Annotated in this window: 9 protein-coding genes; 5 read left to right on the top strand and 4 right to left on the bottom strand. The window is 53.7% G+C overall.

What is annotated here, in order from left to right; genetic code table 11:
• The first annotated feature begins 481 nt into the window (after positions 1 to 481).
• A complete protein-coding gene (locus QN378_RS01385) occupies positions 482 to 922 on the top strand; it encodes a CBS domain-containing protein (RefSeq protein ID WP_322203878.1) in 441 nt (146 codons plus the stop codon).
• 361 nt (positions 923 to 1,283) lie between these two features.
• Here QN378_RS01385 and QN378_RS01380 read toward each other — a convergent pair whose 3' ends face one another.
• Positions 1,284 to 1,928, bottom strand: a complete 645-nt coding sequence (locus QN378_RS01380) for a glutathione S-transferase (RefSeq protein WP_322203880.1) — start codon at positions 1,926 to 1,928, stop codon at positions 1,284 to 1,286.
• Between the two features lie 172 nt (positions 1,929 to 2,100).
• Entirely contained in the window at positions 2,101 to 3,828 is a 1,728-nt protein-coding gene (gene ggt / locus QN378_RS01375) for a gamma-glutamyltransferase (protein ID WP_323547224.1), read from the bottom strand.
• Between the two features lie 447 nt (positions 3,829 to 4,275).
• Here ggt and QN378_RS01370 point away from each other — a divergent pair, with 447 nt between their 5' ends.
• Together QN378_RS01370 and QN378_RS01365 are read left to right on the top strand one after the other, a co-directional pair.
• Complete coding sequence (locus QN378_RS01370) at positions 4,276 to 5,319, top strand: zinc-dependent alcohol dehydrogenase family protein (RefSeq protein WP_323547225.1); 1,044 nt, start codon at positions 4,276 to 4,278, stop codon at positions 5,317 to 5,319.
• 452 nt (positions 5,320 to 5,771) lie between these two features.
• Positions 5,772 to 6,101, top strand: coding sequence for a hypothetical protein (locus tag QN378_RS01365; protein ID WP_322203885.1), 330 nt, complete (start codon positions 5,772 to 5,774; stop codon positions 6,099 to 6,101).
• A gap of 445 nt (positions 6,102 to 6,546) precedes the next feature.
• Here QN378_RS01365 and tam read toward each other — a convergent pair whose 3' ends face one another.
• The gene (gene tam / locus QN378_RS01360) at positions 6,547 to 7,311 is read right to left on the bottom strand and encodes a trans-aconitate 2-methyltransferase (RefSeq protein WP_323547270.1); all 765 of its coding nucleotides are present in this window, start codon (positions 7,309 to 7,311) and stop codon (positions 6,547 to 6,549) included.
• 10 nt (positions 7,312 to 7,321) lie between these two features.
• Positions 7,322 to 8,050, bottom strand: a complete 729-nt coding sequence (locus QN378_RS01355; RefSeq protein WP_322203887.1) for a GntR family transcriptional regulator — start codon at positions 8,048 to 8,050, stop codon at positions 7,322 to 7,324.
• 153 nt (positions 8,051 to 8,203) lie between these two features.
• On the opposite strand from QN378_RS01355, the gene QN378_RS01350 reads away from it, so the two are divergent.
• Entirely contained in the window at positions 8,204 to 9,415 is a 1,212-nt protein-coding gene (locus QN378_RS01350) for a pyridoxal-phosphate-dependent aminotransferase family protein (protein WP_323547228.1), read from the top strand.
• A gap of 145 nt (positions 9,416 to 9,560) precedes the next feature.
• Positions 9,561 to 10,868: an MFS transporter gene (locus QN378_RS01345; RefSeq protein WP_323547230.1), complete on the top strand. Its 1,308-nt coding sequence runs from the start codon at positions 9,561 to 9,563 to the stop codon at positions 10,866 to 10,868.
• Positions 10,869 to 10,895 lie beyond the last annotated feature (27 nt).

The following is a 10,895-nucleotide window of genomic DNA, read 5'->3' as shown; positions in this document are numbered from 1 at the left end:
GGCGACATCATTGCCTCCACTGGCGATACTGACCCAGATCGGCTCCGCTTGACCGGGCCGATCACTGCCCAAATGCAGCGGCAAACGTTGTCAGGCACTTGCCTGCGGTCTAAGCGCATCTTCCGGTGGCTGTATCCAACGTTTAGCTTATGGGCGGGTGTGTGAAAAAGCGGTGAAGTCCATATGAAGACGATCTGGTCAGGTGGCTTTCTGTTCGGAGGCAGCGACCATATTGAACATAAACCACTGTCTCGACCGCTTCATACTATTGAGCAAGCGAACCCAGTAAATTGCTTAAACCCGGGCTGCTGCGGATTTAGTGGTGAGAACGACATCCTATTGCCAGATAAACGTCTAATCAGATTTTTCTATCCCCTAAGTATCCGTTTCGACCTTGCCCAATTGGCCATACTCTACGATTCTGTAGCGACAATTCGGGCGATTCGCGGTCGCCTCCTTGAAGCCTGCTGGAGAGACCTTAATGAAGACCGTCGCGCAACTACTGAATGCTAAAGCCGAAAACTATCGCCAGGTGTACACCATTGCTCCCCATCAGACTGTATTGATGGCGCTTGGCCTGATGGCAGAGAAAAATGTCGGCGCGTTGCCAGTGGTCGAGAATGACCAAGTGATCGGGGTTATTAGTGAACGCGACTATGCGAGAAAAGTGGCGCTGAAGGGCCGCTCGTCAGCCGATACGCTGGTAAGCACGATTATGAGCGAGCGCATTATTACCGTCAGCCCCAGTGAGAACATCGAAACCTGCATGGGCATCATGACCGATAGCCACCTGCGACATTTACCGGTGGTGAAGGACGGGCAACTAGTAGGATTGTTGTCGATCGGTGACTTGGTTAAGGAAGCAATTGCCGAACAGGCTGATTTGATTCGGCAGTTGGAGCAGTACATTCGGGGTGAATAGAACTATTTTTCTCACCATCAATTTCCAAGTTTATGTTTCGGTCAGGCCTAGCGACAAAACATAATCAGACTGCTGGCGAAACTGAAAAAACGTGCAAATGATATCGGCCCTCGGATTTGCGGTAATACGAGACGCAACCGCTGCGCCGATCATTGCCGATGGCGACTGATACCTGGCCGCACTTATTAACTTCCGCTCTCTTGCGAATGCGTTGTGAACAACTGAAGAGACAGTCGCACACCCCTGCACAGCGCACTAAGGTTCCTATCAAGTTGTTCTCACTTCTTGAAAGTCACCACGGGCTAAAAGCAGACGCCCCACTCGAGGTCATCGGGCGGGGCGCTGAGAAAGTCAGCCAGTTTTAGGCAGGCGTTTTCACGCTTGGACGTTCGCCAACTTTGGCGTTCCACGCGATGAGCGCCGTGCATTCTTCCGGCACTTTGATTTGCGCGTAACCGGCGAAGATCAAGCCAGCCCAGACCGTAATATCCGCCATCGAGAATTGGTCGCCAGCCACGTAAGGCTGGGTTTTCAATACCGAATCAAAGTACTTCATGCCTTTGATGGCCTTGTCCCGATGCATCTCACCCCAGACGGTGCGATCAGTCCACTCAGGACTTTTGTACGGTTTCAAACCCTCGCCCAGGCCGTCCGTGGCGTGGTGAAAGTAGATGCCGATTGCGTCGATGAGTTGGTCATCCGCACGTTTTTGCATCATGTGGATGATGCCCTTTTCTTTTGGCGTGGTGCCGGTAAGCGTCGGGTTGCCATCCAGGTTGTCGAGGTATTCGGTGATGGCAGTGCATTCCGACAAGTAGAAACCGTCGTCAAGTTCCAATACTGGGACGGTGCCGGCCGGGTTCATCGCCAAGAAAGCCGGTTGCTTATGTTCAGCGCCCGGCAAATTAATGTTGATGAACTCGACTCTCGACGCCAGACCTTTTTCGGCCAATACAACTCGGATACGCAAAGGACTAGGGAAGCCGGGGATATCATAAATCTTCATGTGAGCACCAGTTGGTATCTACCTATCGAGTGATAGATACTAGGCGGCGCCTTACACATCGTCAACGATTATCTATCACTAGGTAGGCTTATTTTCATGATTCCATGGGTAGGAGGTGAACCTCCTTAGAAGGCCGACAGCGAAGCCCTGCAGCAGGGCTTCGTCTACACATTTAATATCCTAGCGAAAGCCCCGTGTTACGACGGGGGTCATTTGCACCATAGAACCGATTGTTACCGACCGGCTTGCCACCGAGAGAGGGAGCTCCTACTAGAATGGCTGCCACGTGGTTAGAGGGCTGCGCGCCCGAAAACTTCTGCCCCCAACTCTCGAGAATTTTTTGGGTATCCGGGCTGATCGCGAACGGCTCCAAGTTGGTCTCTTCAGGCAACCACTGCTGATGGAAACGGGGAGCATCGACCGCTTCCTGAATGTTCATCCCGTAGTCAATCACGTTCAGCATTGTTTCCAGCGTAGCCGTGATAATCCGGCTGCCGCCTGGCGTGCCCACCACCATGACCGTCTTCCCGTCTTTGGTAACAATAGTGGGGCTCATTGAAGACAGCGGGGTTTTTCCTGGAGCAATAACGTTGGCCTCTCCTTGCACCAGACCGTACATATTGGGAACACCGATCTTAGACGTAAAATCGTCCATTTCGTCGTTGAGCATCACCCCGGTCTTGCTAGCCATTACCCCTGCACCAAACCAATTATTAAGCGTGTAGGTCACCGAAACGGCATTACCCCACTTGTCTACGATTGAATAGTGAGTGGTGTTGTTACCTTCATGGGGTGCGACGCCAGGTTTAATCTCGCGAGAGATACCGGCTTTATGTGGGTCAATGGCCGCCCTAATTTTTTCCGCATAGTTCTTATCAAGCAAATGCGCGACCGGGTTCTTGATGAAATCCGGGTCGCCCAGATAGCTGTTGCGGTCGACATACACGTGACGCATGGCTTCGATTTGGTATTGCATACCTTGGGCCGAGCGGAATCCTAGATCCGCCATCGGGTAGCCTTCAAGGATATTCATGATCTCGCATATAACCACCCCTCCCGAACTCGGAGGCGGCGCTGACACTACATGGTAACCACGGTAATCGCACTCAATCGGCGCCAATTCTCGGGTCTGGTATTTATCCAGGTCTGCCTGAGTAATCAGTCCTTTACCGGCATGGCTTGAGGACACGATTGCTTTCGCTACCCAGCCTTTATAGAAGCCATCCGTGCCTTTGCTGGAGATTTCCCTTAGCGTCCTGGCCAAGTCTTTTTGCACCAGTTTCTGGCCAACCTTCAGCGGCTCGCCGTTGCTCAGGAAGATAGAACCCGAGTCGTGGATGTCCTTTTTGAATTCGTCGGTGGCCGTTTCAAGCATATCGACGTCGCCCTGTTCGAGCACGAAACCCTCATTAGCGTATTTGATCGCGGGCGCGATAACTTGCTCGCGCTTCATGGTGCCGTATTTCGTTAGCGCCAATTCCATACCCGACACAGTGCCGGGAACTCCAACCGCCAAGTAGCCCTTGGTGCTTAAATCCGGGATAACGTTGCCGTTTTTATCGAGGTACATGTCCGCAGTGGCCGCCAATGGCGCCCTTTCCCGGAAATCCAAAAACGTCTTACGACCGTCGGCCATCTGGACAGTCATGAATCCACCACCGCCAAGGTTACCCGCTGCGGGATAAACCACCGCCAGCGCATAGCCGACCGCCACTGCGGCATCAATCGCGTTGCCACCTGCCTTCAACACATCAACGCCGACGTGGCTCGCCAAGTGCTGGGCTGTGACCACCATGCCGTTTTCAGCGGCGACTGGGGCTTGTGACGCTGCTTGAACGCAGGTGTAACTAACGGCGAATGCCGTCGCAATAAGCGATTTGGCGAAGGGCTCGAATTTCATGACGTCGATTCTCTTGTTTGAAAATTGGAGTAGTCGTAAGGCAATTCATGACCTGCGATGGTCGGTGCTTGAGACACGTGCTTCAAAGTACCGGCTCTTAGACGCCGAATACAGTGCCTATTCGGAGAAGTGACCGATATCAGGCCCTGTGAGGAATGCCTTTATGAAAATGAAATCATGGGACCGGCAGCCAAAAAACTCTCTATCAGTAGATAGCTATTGACGTTTTAACCTACCAAACTTAATCTACGGCTATCTATCTGTAGATAGAACATCGCTGGGCCGTGGCCCGGGGATCGGCTCTTAAGCCCACGCTCTTTGTAGGCTTTTCAACTTGGCGAATCGCCATGAGCCCTTCCAACTAACGGTAGTTGCGCCTGGTTACTCAATCGCTCCTACTGCCATCTACTACTGGCAGCAGGGTTTATTTTTGATCAAGGAAATCCAATGAAGCGCTTTGTTTTCCGCGCCACCGGTGAGCCGTCAGCAGTCCTCATGCTGGAGAATGCGGAAAAGCCAATTCCGGCGCCCGGCGAGGTTCGGGTACGGGTGCATTTGTCACCGGTTCATCCGGGTGATCTGCACGTGCTGCGGGGTAAATTCGGACGTCAACCTGTGCTACCTGCAAGCCCGGGACTGGAATGCATGGGCACTGTTGATGCGCTCGGCGCCGGGGTGCTCAGTCCTGCCATCGGCACCCGCGTGATTCCACTTAATGTTCCAGGTACGTGGCAAGAGTTCATCGTTGTCCCGGCAGAACGGCTGGTGGTTGTGCCCGACACAATCTCGGACGACGACGCGGCGCAAGCCATGATCAATCCCTTTACAGCACTGGCATTGACTCGGAATTTACGTGGTTTCAAAGCCAGCGACTGGTTGGTGCAAACTGCTGCTGGGTCAACTGTGGGACGCATGGTTTTACAACTGGCACGCAGCGAAGGTTTTCGCACCATCAATCTGATCCGACGCAAAGAGCAAATGGTTCAAATCATTGCCTTGGGTGGTGACGTAGTTATTTGTACCGAAGACGAAGATTGGCCGCAACAGCTACTGGCGGCGACCGCAGGCACAGGCCCGTCATTCGCGATTGACTCGGTGGCTGGGACCGTCGGTGCAACCATTGCCCGCCACTTGGCGCCAGGCGGTCAAATGCTGGTCTACGGCGCACTTTCATCGCACCGACAAACCGAACTCAGAGCATTTGAATTACCGCTCTTCACGCCGCAACTCATCTACAAGAGCATCACCGTTGAAGGCTGGTACCTTTTCCATTGGTTGGCCGTCACGCCCATCGAGCAAACTCGATCACTGCTTGAAGATGTGCTCAACAGGATGGCAACCGGACGTCTGCAACTTCCTCCGGCAAAACGTCACTCGATCAATGATATCGGCCAGGCACTGACTGATGCCGCAAGCAGCCACCGGGAAGGCAAACCCCTGCTGGAGTTTTTCAATTCAGGTTACCAACCGGCATCGCGCGAAAATCGATAGCCCACCGAGTAGATTCGCTAGCGAGCCTCTAGCTTAGGCCCTCTGGCCCGCCTTCGACGGAGTGTAAAATTATGTAGTGCCTTAAAAAAAACACTACATAACGGTTGACGACCCCTATTCGTCCCGGCATGATGGCCCTGTCTCCCCGATCGGGAGCGCCGGCAAAGGTATTCCAAACACACTCGACGAGCCGTCGAGTCGTTAGCGGATGTGTACTGCCCACAAGGCAGATTGATGAAGTTGACTGGCAGGATCGTTCCGCAAGGACGAGAAAGCTGGCGAAACGTTCTCATGATGCTTGTGGTTGACCGTATTACTGTCGCCCATCATCTATTTGAATTTCCGCTTGCCCTCCTGCCCTCATCAAACCCCTGCCTGATGTGCCTTCGATCGACCATAGGGTCCATTGAACTAACCACTGACAGATCAACGAATGGTCTAGGGGAATACCGATGAACTTGAACAATCAGCCTACTGTTGACCAACTCGCCCGACTGTTCGCATCACAAAAGGACAGTTTGGACAGCCACATTCTCTGGGTTGGCGAAGCCGGAGACGTTCACATCGACCGGCTGTCGAGTAGCGCAGGGGAAGGTGAATTCGAGCAATGCAACCCGAGCATGCGCGCCAGGCTGAAGATGTACCGCCGGGGCCAAGGTTATGTTGGTAAGAAAGCCGCCGCTGATGAGCATTTCATGGGACAGGTACTGCAAACACTGACCCGGGAATGGCAGTCCTTAGGTAAAACTGCAGAAGTTCGTGTTGTTGACAGCTACTGCTAAAGCTTGAACTTCGCTTCGCCGGTAACCGCCCCAAGCGCTTACCGGCGAAGTTTTTTTGAGTGTTTGATGGCGCAACTGTAAACCTGATTTCAGGCTCAACCTTCATTGCTGGCACGCTGACTGCCGAGCCTTGTGCGCGACGATCACAAGACGCATGAACTTAAAGAAAATTGACTAAAGCCACGTCGTTTCTCGCATGCAATAAAAAACCCGCCTGAGCGGGTTTATCCAAGACCATCCCAACATCCTGTCGGTGGCCATCCGAGCCATGGTCGATCATCCTTGATCCACTGGCGCTCCAAGCGCCTGCGTTGATGAGTTAATAGTATCGCTCACAGCGGCAACGTGGTTAGAGCGAAATTCCCTTCTTCGTGTAAGCCTTTCGCTATAAAAAAGCTTAAGAAGCGATCTTTTAAGATGTTAGCTCCGGCCTCTTCGACCCACGCTATCGACTGGCCACGATAAATAATCTTGGAAATGGCAACAACACTTTGCCGTCCGTCGAAACCGGATAGGCTGCTTCCATGGCAGCCAGGTATTGCGCGAGGAACGCCGCTTTTTCGGCATCGTCCAGCGGACCGAGATACGGGCGCAACGCCGATCCTTTGAACCACTCGACAACCGCTTCTGCGCCGCCAGCAAGTGGGTGGTAATACGTGGTTCGCCACACATCAACCTTGCTGCAATGCTGCGTCAACAGGTTGTAGTAATACTCGGCTTCATGGCGGGGAGGATGCATTTGGCCACTGATTTTTCCGGCCCACGGGCCGTTCGCGGCAATTTCTCGGGCCATTCGGTGAGCGGGTTCTTCCAGGTTGTCCGGGGTTTGAATGGCGATGCTGCCACCGGGTGTAAGCTGTTTGACCAAAAACGGGTATAACCGCTCATGGTCCGGCACCCACTGCAAAGAAGCGTTCGCCAGAATCACGTCGTACTGGCGAGTCGGCTTCCAGCCCGCGATGTCGCTGACCTCGAACTGCATTGAGGGCAGTCGTTTATTGGCAGCGGCAACCATGTCCTCAGAACTGTCGATGCCACTTACAAAGGCATCGGGGTAGCGCTTGGCAAGCACTTCGGTTGAATTTCCCGGCCCGCAACCCAAGTCGATGGCGAAACGCACTTCATGGTGTGGAATCGCAGCAACAAGATCACGCACAGGGCGGGTACGTTCACGTTCAAAAGCAGAATATTGTTTGGCTGACCACGTCATCATTGAGCACTCAACTGCGGATCGACTTCGCATCATGCTCATCGTCCTGACGGACCATCAACATCAGAGCATCGCGCTTTTCCAACAAATGAGCTCGCAAGATCGAGCTCAAGCGCTTGCCATCACGAGCCTGAAGCGCTTCGATCATTTGCTCATGATCGTGGACTGCTCGGTCCCATTTTGGGGCTTGGTAATTTGACCGAAACCGCAATGCCTGCAACTTGGAATTAAGCGATTGATAGGCCTGACACAGCGCCGAGTTACGCGCGGCCTGATTGATCAAGTCGTGAATAGCACGGTTGCGTTGGTAATAGCCCGGCAAGTCGTTTTGGTTCTTGCAAACAATCATGGCGGAATGCAGCGCTCTGATTTCCGCCAGTTCTCCATCAGTAATTCGCTCACATGCCAGCTCCCCGGAAAAACCTTCCAGGCCGCTCATCAACTCAAAGGCTTCACGAATTTCCAGCTCCGACATGCGCGCAACACTGGCTCCTCGGTTAGGCGATATTACAATTAGCCCTTCTGCGGCCAATACCTTCAACGCCTCACGCAACGGCGTTCTTGAAATGCCGAGGGTTTCACACAGATCACGCTCGTTCAGTTTCCTGCCTGCTTGTAGCACCCCTTCGGTAATGAAGCTGCGCAGATGCTCGACGACGGTGTCGTGCAAACGCTGACGTTCGACCTTCGGTAACTGCTTAACCTTGTCCTTTTCAGTCATGAAATCTGGATCTTGCATACAGAGTCCTCAAATGGCGGGATGAATGTTAATTCATTTTCAGCGCTTTAAATCGATGACTGCTGACCAAAAAACCGTTTCCATTAAAATTGACGCGACGCAAAGCCCTGCTATTGTATTTTGAATTCAAAATACAATAGCGAGATGATGACAATGGTAAAACTCGATTTTCACCCTGCCGGTCGCCATTTTTTACAGATTCCCGGCCCAAGCTCAGTCCCTGATCGGATTCTTCGTGCGATGAGTTATCCGACCATCGACCACCGTGGCCCTGAGTTCTCAGAGCTTGGCAAGAAGGTGCTGGACGGCATTAAACAGATTTTCAAAACTAGACAACCGGTGGTTATCTACCCGGCCTCAGGCACCGGTGCCTGGGAAGCAGCGCTATGCAACACCCTGAGTACCGGCGACAGCGTATTGATGTTCGAAACAGGCCATTTCGCCACCTTGTGGAAAAAAATGGCAGAAAGCCTTGGCCTGAAACCCGAATTCATTGGGTTGCCCGGTGTTGAAGGATGGCGCCACGGAATCAAGCCTTTCATGATTGAGGCGCGTCTGCGCCAGGATTTGAACCACAGCATCAAAGCCGTCTGCGTTGTGCACAACGAAACCAGTACCGGCGTCACTTCAGACATCGCCGCCGTGCGCAAGGCCATTGACGCCGCCGGCCACCCAGCCTTGTTGCTGGTGGACACAATTTCCGGCTTGGCCTCGGCCGACTATCGCCACGATGAATGGGGCGTAGACGTCACTATTTCCGGTTCGCAAAAAGGCTTGATGCTGCCGCCCGGTATCAGTTTTAACGCCGTCTCGCCCAAGGCTATTGCTGCCAGTAAAACCGCTGGTTTGCCGCGCAGTTTCTGGGCATGGGACGACATCATCGAAATGAACCAGACCGGTTACTGGCCGTATACGCCCAGCACCAACCTGTTATATGGCCTCAGCGAAGCATTGGACATGATTCTGGCCGAAGGCCTGGACAATGTTTTTGCCCGACACAATCGCCTGGCCGAGGCTTGCCGAATCGCCGTCACCGCGTGGGGCTTGAACATTCAGTGCGCCGACCCGAGCGTCTATAGCCCGGTATTGACCGGCGTCATGACCCCTGAAGGCATCGATGCCGACCAGGTGCGCAAGCTCATCTACGAACGCTTCGACATGTCGCTGGGCACCGGCTTGGGCAAAATGAAGGGCCGTATGTTCCGTATTGGTCATTTGGGCGACTGTAACGACCTGACGTTGATGGCCACGCTAACCGGCTGCGAGATGGGCCTGAAAATGGCGGGTGTGAAGCTCAACGGCAGCGGTGTAGTTGCGGCGATGGACTTCCTCGGCGCCCAGGATGTCCCGCTGCGCCGCTCTTGAAGCTCACCGAAAATCTGTGGAGCCAACGGGCTGGCTCCTTGGGAAGCTCTAATTAACAACAAAATTCCCAATGAGTAGAACAATAAAGATCTATCCCGACCTATGTGCATCGGTGCACGGAAAATAAGAAACTGGAGATAGCGTCATGAAACGGTTCCGCTTACGCCCGACGAGTCTGGTGTTACTCATGCTCTGCGTCATGTACTTCATCACTTATCTGGACCGCGTTAACGTCAGTACCGCAGCGTCCGGTTTCGGAGTCGAATTCGGCCTGTCCAATACCCAAATCGGCCTGGTCTTTTCCGCCTTCGCTTACCCTTACCTGGTGTTCCAGGTGATTGGCGGTTGGATAAGCGACAAATACGGCGCTCGGCGCACGCTGATTTTTTGCGGCGCCTTATGGGGTGTGGCAACCATTCTGACCGGCTTCGCTGGCGGCCTGTATTCCATGCTCGCCGCGCGCTTGTTATTGGGTCTGGGCGAAGGCGCAACCTTCCCTGCCGCTACCGCCGCGATGTCGCGCTGGGTGGCTAAAGAAAAACGCGGTTTTGCTCAAGGCATTACCCATTCGGCAGCCCGTATCGGCAACGCGGTTGCACCAACGGTCATCGTTGCCGTGATGGCCACGTATAACTGGCGCATGGCGTTCTATGTGTGTGGCGCCATCAGCTTGATCTGGGTAGTGGTCTGGGCTTTCGTATTTACCGAACACCCCAAAGATCACCCACTGATCACCCAAGCAGAACTGGCAGTGTTGCCAGCACCAAAAGGCCCTGCACCTAAAGTGCCGTGGAAAGCCCTGTTCAAACGCATGGCACCGGTGACCATTGTTTACTTCTGCTATGGCTGGACGCTCTGGTTATTTCTGTCGTGGATCCCTCAGTACTTTTTGCACAGCTACAACATGGACTTGAAGAAATCGGCGGTGTTTGCATCGGCAGTATTCTTCGCCGGTGTGATCGGCGATACGGTGGGTGGCGTCATTACGGACAAGCTGTTGATCAAAACCGGGTCGCTGAAGAAGTCTCGTAGCTGGATGGTCGCGGTGTGCATGTTTCTGACCTTGGCGTGCTTGATGCCGGTCATGTTCAACCACAACATGTACATCTCAATGGCCTGCCTGGCGGGCGGTTTCTTCTTCGCCGAAATGATGATTGGTCCAATGTGGGCGATCCCGATGGACATCGCGCCGGAGTTCAGCGGCACCGCGAGCGGCATCATGAGCACCGGCTCTGCCGCCGCCGCAATCCTTTCACCAGTGGTTTCCGGCTATTTGATCGACCGCTATGGCAGCTGGGATTTGCCCTTTGTCGGCAGCATGCTGCTGATGGCCATCGGCGTTATTCTGGCGTTTCGCATGAAGCCCGAGAACAAGTTTGAATGCGTGAGCAATTTGCCCATCGATATTGACGAGCAGCACCCGCAGCGGCCATCGGTTATTGTCGGCAAGTGATCCGAGCGTCTCATCCCCTCGCAGCCT

The organism is Pseudomonas sp. 10S5, assembly GCF_035019745.1.
Lineage (GTDB): Bacteria > Pseudomonadota > Gammaproteobacteria > Pseudomonadales > Pseudomonadaceae > Aquipseudomonas.
The sequence above is the reverse complement of the archived record's forward strand: the minus strand, read 5'-3'. Positions and strand labels throughout refer to the sequence as shown.

Bases quoted from the DNA above. Each gene is read 5' to 3' on its own strand.
- QN378_RS01385 (WP_322203878.1), top strand. From the start codon at position 482: ATGAAGACCGTCGCGCAACTACTGAATGCTAAAGCCGAAAACTATCGC.
- QN378_RS01380 (WP_322203880.1), bottom strand. From the start codon at position 1,928: ATGAAGATTTATGATATCCCCGGCTTCCCTAGTCCTTTGCGTATCCGA.
- ggt (WP_323547224.1), bottom strand. From the start codon at position 3,828: ATGAAATTCGAGCCCTTCGCCAAATCGCTTATTGCGACGGCATTCGCC.
- QN378_RS01370 (WP_323547225.1), top strand. From the start codon at position 4,276: ATGAAGCGCTTTGTTTTCCGCGCCACCGGTGAGCCGTCAGCAGTCCTC.
- QN378_RS01365 (WP_322203885.1), top strand. From the start codon at position 5,772: ATGAACTTGAACAATCAGCCTACTGTTGACCAACTCGCCCGACTGTTC.
- tam (WP_323547270.1), bottom strand. From the start codon at position 7,311: ATGACGTGGTCAGCCAAACAATATTCTGCTTTTGAACGTGAACGTACC.
- QN378_RS01355 (WP_322203887.1), bottom strand. From the start codon at position 8,050: ATGCAAGATCCAGATTTCATGACTGAAAAGGACAAGGTTAAGCAGTTA.
- QN378_RS01350 (WP_323547228.1), top strand. From the start codon at position 8,204: ATGGTAAAACTCGATTTTCACCCTGCCGGTCGCCATTTTTTACAGATT.
- QN378_RS01345 (WP_323547230.1), top strand. From the start codon at position 9,561: ATGAAACGGTTCCGCTTACGCCCGACGAGTCTGGTGTTACTCATGCTC.